The sequence below is a fragment of the Amycolatopsis sp. genome, assembly GCF_036008905.1.
Lineage (GTDB): Bacteria > Actinomycetota > Actinomycetes > Mycobacteriales > Pseudonocardiaceae > Amycolatopsis.
This window is the reverse complement of sequence record NZ_DASYMU010000255.1, coordinates 21,009-38,647: the sequence shown is the minus strand read 5'-3', so window position 1 is coordinate 38,647 and position 17,639 is coordinate 21,009. Positions and strand designations below refer to the sequence as shown.

At 67.5% G+C, this 17,639-nt stretch carries 17 protein-coding genes; 12 read left to right on the top strand and 5 right to left on the bottom strand.

Annotation, left to right across the window (positions count from 1 at the left end):
• Positions 1–5: 5 nt before the first annotated feature.
• On the bottom strand, positions 6–947 hold the full coding sequence (locus VGP60_RS40530; RefSeq protein WP_327553543.1) for an ABC transporter ATP-binding protein: 942 nt from the start codon (positions 945–947) through the stop codon (positions 6–8).
• A 279-nt stretch (positions 948–1,226) separates the two neighbouring features.
• On the opposite strand from VGP60_RS40530, the gene VGP60_RS40525 reads away from it, so the two are divergent.
• The 3 genes from VGP60_RS40525 to VGP60_RS40515 all read left to right on the top strand — a co-directional run bounded on the left by VGP60_RS40525 (position 1,227) and on the right by VGP60_RS40515 (position 3,760).
• On the top strand, positions 1,227–1,811 hold the full coding sequence (locus VGP60_RS40525; protein ID WP_327553542.1) for a TetR family transcriptional regulator: 585 nt from the start codon (positions 1,227–1,229) through the stop codon (positions 1,809–1,811).
• Positions 1,812–1,813: 2 nt separating this feature from the next.
• Positions 1,814–2,692, top strand: a complete 879-nt coding sequence (locus VGP60_RS40520; protein ID WP_327553541.1) for an SDR family oxidoreductase — start codon at positions 1,814–1,816, stop codon at positions 2,690–2,692.
• Positions 2,693–2,857: 165 nt separating this feature from the next.
• Positions 2,858–3,760, top strand: a complete 903-nt coding sequence (locus VGP60_RS40515; protein WP_327553540.1) for a DUF559 domain-containing protein — start codon at positions 2,858–2,860, stop codon at positions 3,758–3,760.
• A gap of 35 nt (positions 3,761–3,795) precedes the next feature.
• Here the strand turns inward: VGP60_RS40515 and VGP60_RS40510 are convergent, their stop codons facing one another.
• On the bottom strand, positions 3,796–4,452 hold the full coding sequence (locus VGP60_RS40510) for a response regulator transcription factor (RefSeq protein WP_327553539.1): 657 nt from the start codon (positions 4,450–4,452) through the stop codon (positions 3,796–3,798).
• Complete coding sequence (locus VGP60_RS40505) at positions 4,449–5,711, bottom strand: sensor histidine kinase (RefSeq protein ID WP_422653007.1); 1,263 nt, start codon at positions 5,709–5,711, stop codon at positions 4,449–4,451. Before VGP60_RS40505 ends, VGP60_RS40510 begins: the two co-directional genes overlap by 4 nt.
• Positions 5,712–5,856: 145 nt before the next feature.
• On the opposite strand from VGP60_RS40505, the gene VGP60_RS40500 reads away from it, so the two are divergent.
• From VGP60_RS40500 to VGP60_RS40460, 9 genes are all read left to right on the top strand, one after another.
• Complete coding sequence (locus VGP60_RS40500; RefSeq protein ID WP_327553538.1) at positions 5,857–7,413, top strand: dynamin family protein; 1,557 nt, start codon at positions 5,857–5,859, stop codon at positions 7,411–7,413.
• A 140-nt stretch (positions 7,414–7,553) separates the two neighbouring features.
• Positions 7,554–8,048 (top strand): nucleotide exchange factor GrpE, encoded by a 495-nt coding sequence (gene grpE / locus VGP60_RS40495; RefSeq protein WP_327553537.1) that lies wholly within the window; start codon positions 7,554–7,556, stop codon positions 8,046–8,048.
• Positions 8,045–9,883: a dynamin family protein gene (locus VGP60_RS40490; protein ID WP_327553536.1), complete on the top strand. Its 1,839-nt coding sequence runs from the start codon at positions 8,045–8,047 to the stop codon at positions 9,881–9,883. The genes grpE and VGP60_RS40490 overlap by 4 nt, the downstream gene beginning before the upstream one ends.
• Before the next feature lie 4 nt (positions 9,884–9,887).
• Complete coding sequence (locus VGP60_RS40485) at positions 9,888–10,463, top strand: hypothetical protein (RefSeq protein WP_327553535.1); 576 nt, start codon at positions 9,888–9,890, stop codon at positions 10,461–10,463.
• An 86-nt stretch (positions 10,464–10,549) separates the two neighbouring features.
• Positions 10,550–11,233, top strand: a complete 684-nt coding sequence (locus tag VGP60_RS40480) for a DUF6802 family protein (protein WP_327553534.1) — start codon at positions 10,550–10,552, stop codon at positions 11,231–11,233.
• A gap of 416 nt (positions 11,234–11,649) precedes the next feature.
• A complete protein-coding gene (locus VGP60_RS40475) occupies positions 11,650–13,473 on the top strand; it encodes a phosphoenolpyruvate carboxykinase (GTP) (protein ID WP_327553533.1) in 1,824 nt (607 codons plus the stop codon).
• Positions 13,474–13,586: 113 nt separating this feature from the next.
• The gene (locus VGP60_RS40470) at positions 13,587–14,477 is read left to right on the top strand and encodes an LLM class F420-dependent oxidoreductase (protein ID WP_327553532.1); all 891 of its coding nucleotides are present in this window, start codon (positions 13,587–13,589) and stop codon (positions 14,475–14,477) included.
• On the top strand, positions 14,474–15,082 hold the full coding sequence (locus VGP60_RS40465; RefSeq protein WP_327553531.1) for an ABC transporter ATP-binding protein: 609 nt from the start codon (positions 14,474–14,476) through the stop codon (positions 15,080–15,082). Before VGP60_RS40470 ends, VGP60_RS40465 begins: the two co-directional genes overlap by 4 nt.
• Complete coding sequence (locus VGP60_RS40460; protein ID WP_327553530.1) at positions 15,079–16,419, top strand: DUF6297 family protein; 1,341 nt, start codon at positions 15,079–15,081, stop codon at positions 16,417–16,419. The genes VGP60_RS40465 and VGP60_RS40460 overlap by 4 nt, the downstream gene beginning before the upstream one ends.
• Here the strand turns inward: VGP60_RS40460 and VGP60_RS40455 are convergent.
• Positions 16,328–16,846 carry an NUDIX domain-containing protein gene (locus VGP60_RS40455; protein WP_327553529.1) on the bottom strand — a complete coding sequence of 173 codons (519 nt, stop codon included), beginning with the start codon at positions 16,844–16,846 and terminating at the stop codon, positions 16,328–16,330. The genes VGP60_RS40460 and VGP60_RS40455 overlap by 92 nt on opposite strands.
• A 13-nt stretch (positions 16,847–16,859) precedes the next feature.
• Positions 16,860–17,552 (bottom strand): HAD family hydrolase, encoded by a 693-nt coding sequence (locus tag VGP60_RS40450; RefSeq protein WP_327553528.1) that lies wholly within the window; start codon positions 17,550–17,552, stop codon positions 16,860–16,862.
• Positions 17,553–17,639 lie beyond the last annotated feature (87 nt).

Below are 17,639 nucleotides of genomic sequence, written 5' to 3'. Positions count from 1 at the left end.
TGCGGTCAGCGGCCGGTGGGTGCGAGTGGCTGGGCGGGCGTGCCGTCGATTTCGGTGTGGTACTCGACCGAATCGCCGGTGATCTGCATGAACGCCTGCTCCAGCGAGCCGACGTGCGGGCTCAGCTCGTGCAGCACGACCTGGTTGGCCGCCGCGAGCTCACCGATCTTGTCGCTGTCCATCCCCGACACCACGAGCGCCGGACCTTCCTCGACCACCGTCGCGCTGGCCCCCACCAGCACGTCGCGCAGCAGCCCCAGCTGCGGCGACCGCACCTTCACCGTGTTCTCCGCGGCCCTCGCGACGAAGTCCGTCGTCGTCGACTGCGAAATCAGCTCACCGCGGCCGATCACGATCAGGTTCGTCGCGGTCAGCGCCATTTCCGAAAGCAGGTGCGACGAGACGAAAACCGTCCGTCCCTCTTCGGCCAGCCGGTGCATGAACTTCCGGATCCAGAGGATGCCCTCCGGGTCGAGCCCGTTGACCGGCTCGTCGAACAGCAGGACCTCCGGGTCGCCCAAGAGTGCCGCAGCAATCCCCAGGCGCTGCGACATGCCCAGTGAGAACCCACCGGCGCGTTTCCCCGCCACCCCGGTCAGTCCCACGATCTCGAGCACCTCGTCGACGCGGCGCGCCGGAAGCTTGTTCGACTTCGCCATCCACGCGAGGTGTGCCCGCGCCGAACGGTTCGGGTGCACCCACTTCGCGTCCAGCAGCGCTCCGACGGTGCGCAGCGGCTGCTTCAGCTCGTGGTACTTCTTCCCCCCGATGGTGACCTGGCCCGACGTCGGATTGTCCAGCCCCAGGATCATCCGCATCGTCGTCGACTTGCCGGCTCCGTTGGGACCCAGGAATCCGGTCACCTGGCCGGCCTCGACACTGAACGACAGATTGTTCACCGCCAGCGTCTTGCCGTACCTCTTGGTGAGGCCCACTGCCTCGATCATTGTCTGCTCCTTAAATGCGGGTTTGCCGCTTTGACGCCTGGCGGTCCGTGTCCGTGCTCGTGGGGCTTGTCGTTTGCCCCAGCCCCCCTGTGCCGAACCATCCTGACCCCTCGGGCCAGTCCGGCGCGTCATCCTGAAGACCGAACCTGTCCTCGACCTTGAGACGTAGCTTGGCGGTTATTTCGGACCGCCGCGATCCGTGATGACCCTGAGTCGACCCTGAAGTGTGATCGGGGTAATCCCCTTGCCGAGGTTAATGAACAGTGATTCAATAATGAGGTGGCGAGACCCCGGAGTATCAGCGACGAGCGGCTGCTGACCGCCACGGAAGAGGTCATCGGGCAGGTCGGGCCGGGTTTCACGCTGGCGCAGGTGGCGGCGGAAGCTCAGGTCGCCGTCGGCACGGTCGCGCAGCGGTTCGGCTCGAAAAGCGGGCTGTTGCAGGCATTGAGCCGGATCACGACAGTGCGCACCGTGGAGTCGATGCGCACGGTTGCCGCCCGAAAGCGCAGTCCGATGGACGGTTTGCGTTCGGCGGCGGTGAACGTCTACGTGGGACTGGGAGACGCGGACCGGGCGGCGAACAACCTGGGGCAGCTGGGAGTCGACATCGGCGACCCGGAATTGCGCTCCTTGCTGGGAGAGCACTACGCGGCCGTCGAAAACGAGTTGCGGCGGCTGGTGCGCGCGGCCGCCGGTGAACTACCGAGCGCGCCCGCGCCGACACGCGCCGCGAGGGCTTTGTTGTCGGTGCTGAATGGGGCCTCGCTCGATTGGTCAATTCGCCCGAAAGGGCGACTGGTGGATCGACTGGAACAGGACATCGACGCCGTACTGGTGGGTTGGCGTCGAAAGGAGGAGTAGGTATGAGACTTTCGGACAAGGTGGCCGTGGTGACCGGGGCGACCAGGGGCTGCGGCCGCGCGATCGCGGTCGAACTGGGACGCCTGGGCGCGACGGTGTTCGTCACCGGACGCACCACGCGCGACTCGGCGTCACCGATGAAACGCGCGGAAACCATCGAGGACACCGCCGATCTCGTCGACGCGGCGGGCGGCCGCGGGATCGCGGTGCGCTGTGACTTCACCTCGGTGTCCGATGTGGACGCACTACGGGCGCGCATCGAGTCCGAAGTGGACGGAAGGATCGACATCCTGGTCGACGACGTCTGGGGTGGCGACCCGTTCGCCGATTTCGAACGGCCGTACTGGGAATCCGACCTGGACGACGCCCTGACGCTGGTGCGCAACGCCGTCGACACGCATCTGATCGCCCTGCACCGCCTGTTGCCACTGGTGGTGCGGCGTCCGGGCGGCCTGGTCATCGAGGTGACCGACGGCGACAACGACAACTACGTCGGCGCGGGGATCCCGTACTACCTCGCGAAGTGCAGCGTGCGCGCGATCGGCCGCGGGCTCGGCGTCGAACTGGCGAAGGTGGGCTGCGTCGGAATGACCGTCACGCCCGGGTTCCTGCGGTCGGAGGCGATGCTGGACCACTTCGGCGTCACCGAGGAGAACTGGCGCGACGCTGTCTCCACCACCGCGCCCGCGGAGTTCGCGTTCTCGGAAACCCCGACCTACCTCGGCCGCGGCGTCGCCGCCCTCGCCGTCGACCCGGACGTCGCCCGCTTCGCCGGCCAAACCCTGGCCTCGTGGACCCTCATGCACGAATACAACTTCACCGACGTCGACCACACCCGCCCCGACTTCGGCACCACCCTGACCCCCACCCCCACCCCCTAACCCCTCCCAAACTTCCGAATATGTCGACAACTTATGGACGCCCGAACTTCAGAACATGTCGACATATTCGGAAGTTATCCACAGGGGAGGGTGCGTGTGGATAACTAGCGAGTTGTTGATCTTGGTCGAAGTTTTTTGTCGCGGTTGGTCCTCATCCTGACGGGCGTGGATTACGAACCAGATTTTGACTACGGAGACATCAACGGACCCTTCCTCGGAGGGCTGGCGGTCAGCGAGGGAATGCTGACCAAGGAGGAGCTCTATTCCCCACTGTTCAGGCAGCTGTTTCACAACGTGCACGTGCCGGCCTTCATACCGGTAACGCACGAGTTGCGTTGCAGAGGCGCGGCCCTGATCGCGCCACCAGGTGCTGTCTTGTCAGGTTGTTCAGCTGCGGCTGTGCGCGGACTCGACTTCACCATCGCGCGTGACCCGGTTGAGTTCATCGTGCCCGAGTCGGCGAAATTTCTCACCAGGCGTGGCTTGGACATCCGTCGTACCAAGATCCCCGGAATCGAAGCTGAACCTTGGTCTGACCTGCTCCTGGCCTCCCCATTGCGCATGACAATGGACATCCTGACCCACAACAAGCTTCGAAGATCGTTCCCGAGGGTCGTGGGTCTCTTGGACGCCCTTCTGCGGGTGAAAATGGTCGATCACACAGCGCTGGAACTGCTCGTCCGGAACCGGCACGATCATGGCATCCGGCGAGCACGAGAAGCAGTGGCGCTGGCCGATCCTCGTGCGGAGTCGATTCCTGAATCCGAACTGCGGGTGTTGCTGGTGCAGGCGGGCTTCGATCCTGAGCCTCAGTTGGTGGTCTACCAGAACGGCGTGTTTCTTGGTCGGCTCGATCTGGCTTTTGCCGAGTTCAAGTTGGCTGTCGAGTACGACGGTGAATGGCACAAGGACGGTCCCCAACCAGAGCGGGACGCGCGTCGGCGCGCAGCTTTCCGCGCGGCCGGATGGCAGTTCATCATCGTCACGAAGGAGCAGCTCTACGGAGATCCCGGTGCCATCATTGCCGCCGTCCGCTCCCGAATATGTCCACAAGTTCTGGCGGCCTGAACTTCGGAACATGTCGACATATTCGGAAGCGGGGGTCAGGCGAGGCCGGGGCGGGCGAGGCCGGTTTCGTAGGCGAGGACAACGGCCTGGACCCGGTCGCGTAGCTCGAGTTTCGCCAGGATCCGGCCGACGTGGGTCTTCACGGTGGCTTCGGAGAGGAACAGCGTCTCCGCGATCTCCAGGTTCGACATCCCCTTCGCGATCAGCACGAACACCTCGCGCTCACGATCGGTCAGCACGTCGAGCGTCGCGACGTCCCGCAGGGGCGTGCCGCCCGCGCCGACGAACCGGTCCAGCAGCCGCCGTGTCACGCTCGGCGAAACCACCGCGTCCCCGGCGGACACCGCGCGCAACGCCGAAACCAGGTGACTGGGCTGGGTGTCCTTCAGCAGGAACCCACTCGCCCCGCCCTGCAACGCCGAATACACGTACTCGTCGAGGTCGAAAGTCGTCATCACCAGCACCCGGGCCGTCCCCGCTTCGACGATCCGCTTGGTCGCCTCGACGCCGTCCAGCACCGGCATCCGCACGTCCATGAGCACGACGTCCGGGCGCAGTTCCTCGGCGAGCTTGATCGCCTCGGCGCCGTTCGCGCCTTCTCCGACGACGTCGATGTCTTCCTGGGCGCCCAGCACCATCCGGAACCCGACTCGCATGAGTTCCTGATCGTCGACGACTACTACGCGTATCACTGTGCCTTCCTACCAGCGCCGCGCAGCGGCTCCGGTGAGGGTGGTGGTGGGAGATGGGTGGGCTTAATCGGTAGCTTCGCGCTGACTCTCCAGCCGCCACCCGCCGCGGGGCCGACGTCGAGGCTGCCGCCGAAGACGTGGGCGCGTTCCCGCATGCCGATGAGCCCGTTCCCGCCGGGCACGTCCGCCGCGGCGGACGCCTTCACCAGAGAATTCGCCCGTCCGGCGCCGTCGTCTGTCACTTCGATCTCCATCACGTCCCCGTTCCGGTGCACGCGCACCGAGGCCTTGGCGCCGCGCCCGGCGTGCTTGAGCGCGTTGGTCAGGGATTCCTGCACGATCCGGTACACCCCGAGCGACACACCCGCGGGCAGGTCGCCGAGGTCTTCGTTGATGTCCAGGTCCACCGCGAGCCCGGACGACCGGCAGCGCTCCGCGAGCTCCACCAGCGCTTCGGCGTTCGGCTGCGGCACGCGCGGCTCGCCGTCGCCGTCTTCGTTGCGGAGGACGTCGAGCAGCCGCCGGAGTTCCGCCAGCGCACCGCGCCCGGTCTCCGAAATGGTGTTCAGCGCCCGCGCGGCCATCGCCGGGTTGGACGTGATCGCGTAGGACGCGCCGTCGGCCTGCACCACCATCACGCTCACCGCGTGCGCCACCACATCGTGCAGCTCGCGGGCGATACGGCTGCGTTCCTCGCCGACGGCGATACGGGCCGCCTGGTCGCGTTCGGTTTCGAGGAGATGCAACCTGGCCTCCACTTCGGATTGGTAAGCGCGCCGGGCACCAACGAATTCGCCCAGCACCCAGCACAGCGCGAGCGCGAACGCCAGGAACAGCGAGACGACCACGATGTCCGGCTCACGTTGGAGCACCAACTGGAGCCCGGAGACGATCACCAGGATGAGGACGTACAGCGCACCCTGCCGACGTCCGGCATAGACCACCGCCGAGTACAGGGCGATCATCCCGGCGAGCGCGCTCGAGAAGCCGAGTTGCAGCGCACTGTGCGGGATGCTGACGACGAGCACCGTGTACGCGACCGTCAGCGGGTACTTCCGCCGGAAGGCGAGCGGCGCGACCATCGCGACGTCGACCGTGAACACGAGGAACCACGGGAGCGTTCCCGGCAGTCCAACGGCCGGCGAAGGCTCGTCCGAGGCGGCCACCTCGGGGGGCAGCGAGGAGACGTAGATCAGCAGGTCCACGAATCCGAGCAGCGCGGCGAGGAGGCTGTCGCCCACCATGGGCCTGGCCTGCATCCAAAGACTCAACCGTCGCACTTGGCAACAGTAAGTCGCGCCCGGCCTCCGGCGCGTCGCCCGCCGGTAGCACCTTCGGTGCGACCCGAGGATGACCGGCATGGCACGATTCGTGCGGACGAGAAGACCGGGAGGGGACTGGGGCGTGACGGCACCGACCGAGGGACGGCTGGCCGGCCCGTTGTCGATGTCGGTGGCGAACCTCTGCCACCGGCTGCAGCCGCAGGTCTGCGCCCGCACCGCGGCCGGGTTCGCCGAGGTGCTCCGCAGGCTGGGCGGCCCGCTGCAGGTCGCGGTCGCCGGCCGGATCAAGTCGGGTAAGTCGACGCTGGTCAACGCGCTGATCGGGCGCCGGGTCGCGCCCACCGACGTCGGCGAGTGCACCAGGCTGGTCACCCGCTTCCAGTACGGCACGGTCGACCGTGTCGAGGTGGTGTTCACCGACGGCCGCAAGCAGGTGCTGCCGTTCGCCCCCGATGGGATGATCCCGGCCGAGCTGGGCGTGAACATCGAGGAGGTCTCGCATATCGAGGCCTACCTCACCAACGCCGTGCTCCAGGGCATGACGGTGATCGACACCCCAGGCCTCGGCTCGCTGGACGCCGCGTCGGTGTCGCGTACCGAGGAGCTGCTGGGCGCGGCGAAGCACCGCAAGGAAGCCGACGAAGAGGGTTCCGACGACCTCGACGACACCTCCCGCAACGCCGTCGCCGGTGCCGAGGCCGTGCTCTACGTCGTCACCCAGGGCGTCCGCGCCGACGACCAGCAGGCGCTGGCCGCGTTCACCGCGGCGACGGCCAGCCGCGAGGCGGGCCCGGTCAACGCGATCGCCGTGCTCAACAAGGCGGACACCATCGCGCCCGAGTCGGTCGCCGGTTCCGACGGTGACGTCTGGAAGGCGGCCAGCATGCTGGCCGCGAAACAGGCCGCGACGCTCAAGCCCCGCGTCGCCGACGTGCTGCCCGTGATCGGCCTGATCGCCGAGTCCGCGGAGTCCGGTGGCTTCACCTCGGCCGACGCCGACGCGCTCAAACTTCTGTCCACAATGGACGAAGACATTCTCGGGACCATGCTGATCTCGGCGGATATCTTCATCACCTGGGAATGCGACGTCCCGTCCGGGACCCGCTTGCGGTTGCTGGAAAAGCTCGACCTCTACGGCGTCAGCCAGGCCGTCGCGGCGATCCGCGCGGACCCGGAGATCACCGCGGGGGCGTTGCGCCGCACCCTGCTCGAAGCCTCGGGCCTCGCCGCTGTCCGCGCGCGGCTCAACCTCGTCTTCGCCGCCCGGGCCGACGGCATCAAAGCCGCCGCCGCGCTCGCGTCGGTCACCGCGCTCGCCCACGCCTCCGGTGATCCCGGTGAGCGGCAACGGGTCCACGACGCCATCGAAGTCCTCCTGGCCAAGCCCGAAGCCCACCAGCTGCGCCTGCTCGAAGCGTTGACGCTGGTCGCCTCCGGTGCCGTCGACATGCCGGAAGACCTCACCGAAGAGGTCCTGCGGGTCGGCAGCAACGCCGACATCGGCGCCCAGCTCGGCATGCCCGGTGGTTCCCGCGCCGAACTCGCGCCGTTCGCGCTGGAACGGGCGGGCTGGTGGCGTTCGTTCGCTTCCTTCGGTGCGACTCCGGCTCAGAGCCGTGTCGCCCACGTCGTGCATCGCGCCTATTTCCTGATCTGGCAGCAGATCCGCGAAGCTTGATTGGGGTTGTATCGGTTCGATCTGTTCGATGAACCAGTGAAAGGTCCGATCGGGTCTGCCGGTTTCGCCCCCAGATGCCGGGCTGCTCGGCGAGACTGGTCCAATCTGGCAACAGGTTTCGTGGGACGGGGTGATGGGCGATGCCTGCTTGGTTTCGCAAGGGTGAGAATCCGGATGACGTGCCGACGGGCCAGATAGCGGCGGTCAGCCTCACGCAGATCATCGAAGACGTCGACGGCAAGGGGCCCGAGGAGAGCACGGGAACCGAGCCGGTCAAGGCCGCGTCCGAACCCGATGTGTACCCCGCCTCTGTCATCGCCGCCGGAACAGACCTCGAGCAGGTGCTCGCCGAACGTCAGGCACTGATCCAGCTCTGCCTCTACGCCATGGACCGCGCCAAGAGCAGCGGGGTCGTCGAACGCCTCGAGCAGGGTTTGGCCGCGATCGGTGTCCGCGCGCTGCGGCCCGACGGCGAAAGGTTCGACCCGGCGGTGCACGAGGCCGGCAGCGCGATGCCGACCGACAACGCCGAGCTGGACGGCAAGGTCGCGGAGACCGAGGTCGCCGGTTTCGCCGATCGTGAGCGGTTGCTGCGGGCACCGATCGTCACCGTCTATACGAAACGCACCTCGTGACGGCGCCTTCGCTCGGGGCAAGTCTGCCCGATCAGGTGAAAAACGCGCGCGAGCAGCTGCTCACGTTGTTGCGTGACGCCGATCCGCAGGCCGCCAGGTGGGTCGAGGACATCCGCCGCACCCGGCCGAAGAAGCCGTCGGTGGTCGTCGTCGGGGAAACCAACCGCGGCAAGAGCTCGCTCGTCAACGCGCTGCTGGCCACGCCCGGCCTGTCCCCCGTGGACGCCGATGTCGCGACGGCCACCTATCTCGTCTTCGAGCACGCCGAGCAGTGGAGCGCGCAGGCCTGTTATCCGGGCCAGCTGGCGCCCGTCCCGATCCGGCTCGACGAACTGATCCGCTGGGTTTCCGCGGCGCACGATCTCCCCGAGGGGCAGCTTCCTCCGCGCTACGTGGAGGTTTCCGGCCCGGTGCCGCTGCTGGAGCGAGTCTCCATTGTGGACACTCCTGGGGTCGGCGGGCTGGATTCGATGCACGGCGAGCTGGCACTGGAAGCCGCCGCCAACGCCACCGCGCTGCTGTTCGTCGTCGACGCGTCTTCGCCGTTCACCTCGACCGAGCTGCAGTTCCTGCGCAACATGGGCGACCGGGTCGAGACAGTGCTCTTCGCGCTCTCCAAGGTCGACAGCTTCCGCGGCTGGCGTGAGGTCCTGGAGGCCGATCGTCAGCTACTGGCCCAGCACGCGCCGCGCTTCGCCGACGCCGTGTTCCATCCGGTGTCGGCGCGCATGTTCGAGAGCGCGGGCAAGGCTCCCAACGAGCAGATGGCCGTCATGCTGCGCGAACGGTCCGGAATCGCGGTGCTCCAGGGCGCGATGCAGCAGATGCTGATCGGGCGTTCGGCGATGCTGTCCGAGGCCAACACCCTGCGCGCGCTGTCGAGTGCCTTGGGCGCGCAGAAGGCGAAACTGCAGGCCGAGAGCCGCGCGCTGTCGGCGGGTGAGGCCGAGGCGGAGCTGCTGCGGGAACGCCGCGACCAGCTAACGGCCGAGCGCCGGACGTCGACGCGGGGCTGGCAGCTGAAACTGCGGGGCGAGGTGCAGCGGACGCGCGTCGAGATCGGGCATGAGAGCAGCCGTCAGATGCGTGACGCGCAGGCGCATTTCCGGCAGGTGATCGACTCCGCGAAACGCGAGCAGCTCACGGGTCTGCCGCAGCAGGTCGACATCGCGCTGCAGACCATGTCGCAGCGGGTTTCCATGGCGCTTTCGGAGCGGCTCAACCGCGTCACCAACGTGTCGCTTTCAGAGCTCTTCTCCGCCGAGGAGCTCGACGTCATCCGTGCCCAGTTCGCGCGCGCGGGCGGCCCGCCGGTGATCCTGCGGCCGCCGGAGAAGCGCCCGCCGACGGCCGAGGACAAGCTGCTCGTGTTCATGGGCATCTCCGGCGGGGTCGGCGCGGGCAAGATCGCCGCGCTGCCGCTGGCCGGGGTCGCGATCCTCAACCCGGTGGTGCTGCCCGCGACGATCATCATCGGGCTCGGCGCCGGCTGGTGGATGGCGCGGACCCGCAAGCACGCCGCGGACAAGCAGCACATGAAGCAGTGGCTCGTCGAGGCGATCGCCGACGCTCGGTCCACGCTCGACCAGCTGGTCGCCGAGCAGCTGATCGAGGCCGAGCAGCAGCTGTCGATGGCGCTGGACGAGGCGCTCAGCCGGCGGATCGACGCCATCGAGGCGGAGATGAAGGAAGTCGACAAGACGATAAAGATGGGGGCGCAGGAGCGCGCCAAGAAGATCTCGGTGGTGTCCAAGCAGCTCAGAGAGGTCACCGAGGGGCGCGAGCGCGCGGAGCTGTTCCTGTCCAGGATCCGTTCACTACGAGACAAGGCGTGAGCGCATGACCTACCCGCCCCGGCAGCCCTACGGTCAGCAGCCGCAACAGCCCTATGGCCAGCAACCGCCGTACGGCCAGCAACAGCCGTACCCGCAGCAGCCGTACGGCTACGGCCCGCCACCGGGCTACCCCCAGCCGCCGAAGAAGAGCAAAACCGGCCTCATTATCGGGATCGTCATCGGCGCGGTCGTGGTGCTCGGCGGCGGCGCCACCGCGCTCATCCTGTTCCTGAGCGACAGCGGCTCCAGCGGCCCCAGTGGCGATCCGGCCGCCACCGCCCAGCAGTACGTCGATGCCGTGAACGCCCGCGACGGCGCCGCGGTCCGCGCGCTTGCCTGCACGCCGATGAGCGAGTCGGACAGCAAGTTCGCCGCGTCGGAGTTCGGGAAGTTCGGCCTGCAGCTGAAGCTGGCCGGTCCCTCCGGCACCCCGGACGATCGGCAGGCCTACTACTGGGTCGACGCGAAGCGCGGCACGCCGTCGGAAGGCGAACCGGCCGAGCAGCGGTACATGCTGCCCGTCCGCACCGACGGTTCGCGCTGGTGCGTGAGCATGGGTGCCACGGGCCTGCCCAGTTGAGACGCGCGGTTGTGGACGGGAACCGAACGGGCCTACGGTGAGTCAGAACGTAGTCAGCGCCACTCCAGCAAGAGGGGGAGTTTCCCGTGTGGGTCGACGAGACAGGCGGAACCGGCACCGGCACCGGTAACACCGACGGTATGACGGTCCACGTCGACGGGGAGGACTACGCGGCCGAGGTCAACTACGACATCGACCACGACGGCGTCAACGACACGGCGATCATCGAGCACGAGGACGGCACCGCCCAGGCGTTCGGCGACACGAACAACGACGGCGTCGCGGATCACTACGCCGTGCTGGACGAAAACGGCAAGGTGGTCGAGATGGCGACCTACGACCAGGCCAGCGGCCAGTGGGTCGAGGCAGGCGGCGGTGACCAGGGCGGCGGCGACCAGCAGACCGACTCCACCGGCACCATCCACGCGGACATGCCGAAGGGTGACGTCGAGGTCGGCCCGGCCACGATCGACACCGACCACGACGGCAAGAACGACACCGCGGTGGTGCAGACGAAGGACGGCGGCACGATCGCGTTCACCGACTCCGACGGCGACGGCCAGGCCGACGTCGCGGTGGAGATCGACGCGAGCGGCAACGCGACGACGTACGAGCACACCGGCAAGGGTGAGTGGACCGAGCAGCCGAGCGGGCTCGTCGGCGAGGTCGCGCCGGACAGCGACGCGGCCTGGGGTGGCGGCGGCACGCAGACGCTCGAGGGCGTCGCGAAGATCGACTCGGTCACCGGCCAGTGGATCAGCCCCAACTAACTCTTCCCCAACTACGCAAGCTTCCCGAACCACGCACTCTTCCCGAACTACGCAAAAGCCCGGCGGCCACTATGGCCCCGGGCTTTTGTGTTTTGGGTCACCCAATTTGTTGTCGCGCCGTCGAAATTCATTACGACCGATTCGGCGGATCGGTGTGTGCTCACTCACCGGAAGATTTACGGCCGATGGCCCATTCCGGTGACATCTGAATCGATTCCCTTATCGTTCTTGTGAGAGAACCGACAGGTCAGCTCTCGGTTACCTGTGGTTCATCGGGCTACTCTCGGGGAATCCCAATTTTCAGTACACCGGTTTCCCGCCGGTGTGCGAAGCCATTCGGTCGCCGGCAATGACGCCCGCACCAGAACAGCGTCGTTCAGGTGCGGGCATTTTGTCGTCGGAGTCAGGAGAAAGAGATGACTGCAGTAGCCATCCCAGGACTGGACACCGCGCCGACGACGCACAGTCGCGTGTTGTCGTGGGTGCGGGAGGTCGCTGAGCTGACCAACCCGGACCGAGTGGTGTGGGTGGACGGCTCCGACGAAGAAGCCGCGCGCATCAACGCCGAGCTCGTCGAATCCGGCACGTTCGTGCAGCTGAAGTCGAAGCCCAACTCGTTCTGGGCCGCCTCCGATCCCAACGACGTCGCCCGCGTCGAGGAGCGCACCTTCATCTGTTCGCAGGAGCCGGAGGACGCCGGTCCCACGAACAACTGGATGCACCCCGACGAGATGAAAGCGACGATGTCCGAGCTCTTCCGTGGCTCGATGCGTGGTCGCACGATGTATGTCATCCCGTTCTGCATGGGCCCGCTGGGTGACGAGAACCCCAAGCTGGGCATCGAAATCACCGACTTCGCCTACGTCGTCGCGTCGATGCGCGTGATGACCAGGGCCGGCACCGCGGCGCTGGAGAAGTTCATCGCGCCGGACGGCAGCGAGCGCGAGTTCGTGCCCGCGCTGCACTCCGTGGGCGCCCCGCTCGAAGAGGGCCAGGAGGACGTTCCCTGGCCCTGCAACACCACCAAGTACATCAGCCACTTCCCCGAGGAACGTCTCATTTGGAGCTACGGCTCCGGGTACGGCGGCAACTCCTTGCTGGGCAAGAAGTGCTACTCGCTGCGCATCGGCTCGGTCATCGCCCGTGACGAGGGCTGGCTCGCCGAGCACATGCTGATCCTCAAGCTGATCTCGCCGGAGAACAAGGTCCACTACGTCGCGGCCGCGTTCCCGAGCGCGTGTGGCAAGACGAACCTGGCGATGCTCCAGCCGACCATCCCGGGCTGGCGCGCCGAGACCCTCGGCGACGACATCGCGTGGATGCGCTTCGGTGAGGACGGCCGTCTCTACGCCGTCAACCCGGAGTTCGGCTTCTTCGGTGTCGCGCCGGGCACCGACTGGCACACCAACCCCAACGCCATGCGCACCATCGAGCAGGGCAACACCGTGTTCACCAACGTCGCGCTGACCGACGATGGTGACATCTGGTGGGAGGGCATGGAGGGCAAGCCCGAGCACGCCACGTCCTGGAAGAAGAAGGACTGGACGCCGGAGTCGGAAGAGCCCGCCGCGCACCCGAACTCGCGCTACTGCACGCCGATGTCGCAGTGCCCGATCCTCGCGCCGGAGTGGGACGACCCGAAGGGCGTGCCGATCTCGGCGATCCTCTTCGGTGGCCGTCGCAAGACCACGGTTCCGCTGGTCAACGAGGCCCGCGACTGGCAGCACGGCGTGTTCATGGGCGCCACGATGTCGTCCGAGACCACCGCGGCCGCGGCCGGCGCGGTCGGCAACGTGCGCCGCGACCCGATGGCGATGCTGCCGTTCCTCGGCTACCACGCCGGTGACTACTTCAAGCACTGGCTGGACCTCGGCAAGAGCGCCGACGCCGCCAAGCTGCCGAAGATCTTCTACGTCAACTGGTTCCGCCGTGGCGACGACAAGCGCTTCCTGTGGCCTGGATTCGGCGAGAACTCGCGCGTGCTCAAGTGGGTCATCGAGCGCGTCGAGGGCCGTGGGAACGCGGTCGAGACGCCGATCGGGTTCGTCCCGACCGCCGAGGACCTCGACACCGAGGGCCTCAGCGAGCCGCTGGCCGACATCCAGGCGGCGCTCGACGTCGACCCGGCCGAGTGGCGCCAGGAGATCCCGATGATCCAGGAGTGGTTCGACAAGATCGGCGACCGCGTGCCGTCGAGCCTGCGCGACGAGCTCGCCCAGCTGGAGCAGCGCCTCGGCTAGGTCTCAAGCGCTATGAACGGACCGTTCCTCTCAGTTTTCGAGAGGAACGGTCCGTTCATAGCGTCGGAGCTAAACCCGAGGTGCCCGAGATGGCGACTCGGTAGCGTAGGGCCATGAGTGCAGCTGGGGAGAAGCCGTTCCGATTCGGCGTCAACATGTATGTGCCCGTGTCCCGCGTGGACTGGGTCGAGAAATGCCGTAGGGCTGAGACGGCCGGGTTCGACGTCATCGGCGTGGCGGATCACCTCGGTATGCCGCCCACCTTCCCGGCGCTGGTGCTCGCCGCCGAAGCCACGGAACGCGTCCGGCTCACCACTTTCGTGCTCAACACGGCTTTCTACAACCCGGTCCTCCTGGCGCGTGAGGCCGCCGGGACCGACCAGTTCACCGACGGCAGGCTCGAGCTCGGCCTCGGCGCCGGGTACGTGAAGGCCGAGTTCGAAACGGCTGGAATCCCTTGGGAAGGCGCGAAAAGCCGCGTCGATCACCTGGAGAACACCGTCCGTGAGCTCAAGCGCCTCTTCGCCGACCCGGAGCATCAGCCGCGGCCCGCGCAGAAGCCGGGCCCGCCGCTCATGCTCGCCGGCCGTGGCGACAGGCTGCTCACGCTGGCCGCCGAGCACGCCGACATCATCGGTTTCACCGGTGCGGCACCGGGCAAGGATGGCCAGCAGGCCACCATGGCCGACGCCGAAGGCATCCTGGAGCGGGTCGAGTTCGTCCGCGGCTTGCTCGGCGCCCGGGTGTCCGAAGTGGAGCTGAACATCCTGGTCCACCAGCTCGTGGTCACCGACGACAGGCAAGCCGCGCTCGCGGAGATCCAGGCCAAGATGCCGTACCTGACCGTCGAGCAGGTGGGCGAGCTGCCCGTCGCGCTCGTCGGCACGCATCAGGAGATCGCCGACCAGCTCGTGGCGCATCGCAAGCGGTTCGGCTTCAGCTACTTCATCGTGATGGAAGATCGCCTGGACGACTTCGCCCCGGTGATCGACCTGTTGCGGTGATCGAGGTCCGCGGGCTGGCCGTCCGGCTGGCCGAAGAAGAATGGCTGTTCCACGGCCTCGACATGACGGTCGAGCCCGGCGAGTGCGCGGCCGTCATCGGCCCGAACGGCACCGGGAAGTCGACGTTGCTGCGTTGTCTGTACGGCATGCAGACACCGACGCGCGGCCGGGTCGAGGTGGGCGGGGCAAAGCCCGACGAACGGGACAATTCCTTTCGCCGCAAGGTTTCCGTGCTGCTCGACGACTCCGACTTCTTCTCGGAGCTGAACCCGATCCAGCATCTCGAACTGCTGGCCGGGTCGTTCGGCGAAGACCTCGGCGACTTCGACGCGTTGCTCGCCGACGCCGGGCTCAGCGAGCGCGCGCATCTCACGGCCGGGCACTTCTCCGCCGGACAACGCCGACGGCTGTTGCTGCTCGGCGCGACGGCCCGTCCGCACGAAGTGCTCCTGCTCGACGAGCCCGAGCGCGCCCTCGACACCGCGGGCAAGGAATGGCTGGCGTCGTTGGTCACCCGCTCGACCGACGCGGGGGCCGCGGTCGTGCTGGCCACGCACCATCCGCCGCTGCTCGAAATAGCCGACAGCGTGCTGGAGCTGTTTTGACGAGCGGTGTCGCGACGCGCATCCCGGGGCGTCGCCGTTATGGCGGGATCTTCACCGGTGACACGCCGACGCTGCTCGCGTTGTTCGCGATCGGCATCCTGGTCAACGCTTTCAACCGGCTCGAGTGGTGGCAAGGTTTCCTTATTGGACAGTCCACAGTAGACGCTAATGCCGCATTGGGGCTGCTCGTCATCGGCTGTGCGCTGGCCTGGCGCGCGATGCTGCGACGCGGTTTCGTGTGGGCCGAACCCGCGGCACTGACCTGGCTGGACTTCACCGATGTCGACAGGAGACGGGTGCTCGGCAGGCGGCTGCTGTCGTCCTGGCTAATCGGCGTGCTCGCGGTCGCCTACGCCGGTGCGCTGGTCGCGGCCGCGACCGGACTCGCGACGCCGGTGTGGATCTCGGCCGCCGCCCTGCTCGTCGGCAGCGCGGTGCTTTCGCTCGCCACCGTCCGCCGCGCGCCGGGCGGCGCGAAAATCGAGGCTGTCGCACCGATCGGACTCGCGTGCCTCGGCGTGGTCATCGCCGTCGCCGGACTCGCGCCGATCTGGCTTGACGTCTTGGGCGGCGCGCTGTTCGTCACCGGATGCGTGCTTTGGCTCAGCTCAAGCGGTATCGCGACCCGTGCCGGCCGCACAGACCTGGTCGACGGCTGGAACGAACGCCTGGTGCGGACGGTGTCGCTGACCTTCCTCGACCCGATGCTGCTGCTGCCGTCCGCGAATCCGGTGCGCGGTCATTCGCTGCGGCGGCCGACCACGCTCCGGCTGGCCTACGTCGGAATCCTCGGCCGATCCCGCTATTTCGGCACCGCCGCGTTGCTCGCGATCGCGGTCGGGGTCGCGCACGCCGCGTTGCCAGGGCTTCCGGCCGTGGTGCTGCTCGCGCTCGGCGGGTACGCGGCGCTGATGCCGTTCGGCGGCGGGATCGGCGAACTGTGGCGCAACACCGGCCTGCGGCGCTGGCTCGACACCGGGGACTACGAACTCCGCCTGGTCAACACACTGGTGCTCGCCTGCCTCACCGCGGCCTGGGGACTGGTCGTGGCGCTGGTCGACGTCGTGCTCGGGGTCGAGGTGGCAGGTTCGGCGTGGCTCGCGTTGCCGCTGGTCGTCGGCAGTGTGCTGCGCACCGCGACCCGGCCGTCGATGACCTACGACAACCTGGGCGCCACCGACTCACCGATGGGACCGATGCCGACGCGGTTGCTGACGCAGCTGTTCCGCGGCCCGGACCTCGGTTTCATCGGCGCCGTCGTGCTGGCCGCGGTGCCACTCGGCCCGGTCCCGCTCGTCGTGCTGCTGGTGCTGCTGGGGTGGTGCCTGCTGCGTTAGCGCCGAACAGCGCCAGCGTTTCGACGACCTGCGAGTGCAGCGGGCTGGGCAGTTCGTCCGGCGCGAACCAGCCGAGCCCGTCGAACTTGTGCGGTTCGCCGATCGCGACCTCGACCGGATCGACCTTGACCGCGAAGACGAGCGCGACCCAGTGCGACACCGGATCACCGCGCAGGACGTTGCGGACCCCGACCATCTCCATGTCGAGCGCGTCGGCCAGGTACTCCTCGCGGACCTCACGCGCGACGGCCGACTCGAACGATTCGCCGTGCTCCAGCGCGCCGGCGCCGGTGTCCCAGCTGCCCGGCTCGTCCCGCGCCCCCGGGCCGCGCCGCGCGAGCAGGATCCGGCCCTGGTCGTCATGGCAGATGAACACACACGAAACGACCGGCACACTCAGTGCCAGGTCACGGCCGTTCTGGGTCACGCTGTCGAACTCCTCAGAAATGGTCGAGCAGGTCAGGAAACTTGCCGAGCTGCAGCACTCGGTCGTCGGCCGGGTCGAGCTCGTCGTGTTCGAGCACCCAGGTGTGCGCGTTCGGGATGAAGACGGCGTTGAGCCCGGCCCGGCGCGCCGGAAGAATGTCGGACTTCGGCGAGTTGCCGATCATCCACGTCCGCTCCGGTGGCCAGGAGTACTCGGCGGCGAGCTGCCGATAAGTCTCGACGCCCTTCTCCGCGACGATGTGGACACCCGAGAAATGCCGCGCGAGAGCGGACGCGTCGAGCTTCCCCTGCTGCTCGTCGACGTTGCCCTTGGTGAGCAACAGCAGGTCGTGCCGCGCGCCGAGCTCCTCCAGCGTCTCCGTCACACCGGGCACCAGGTCGACGCGGTGATCGATGAGGTCTGCCGCCAGCGCGTCGATCTCCCGGCGCTCCACTTCGGACACCGGGCGCTCGCGCAGCCGCTCGAAGCACTGGCCGAGGCTGTGGAGGAACATCGCGCTGCCATAGCCGAGGGTGACGGCGTTCGCGCGTTCGATGTCGTCGAGGATCGCGCGGATTTCGGTCTTGTCCAGCGTGGGATGCGCGACCCAGTGCAGGAAGTCGTCGATCACCCGCTCGAAGCGGACGTTGTTCTCCCAGAGCGTGTCGTCGGCGTCGAAGATCAGTATCTGACCCGTGGCTTTCACTCGGTGAAGAGTACTTGGCGGGCCGGGTCCGCTTCGATTCTTTATCGGACTCCCATAGACACTAGGCTCACCGTGATCGAAAGGAGC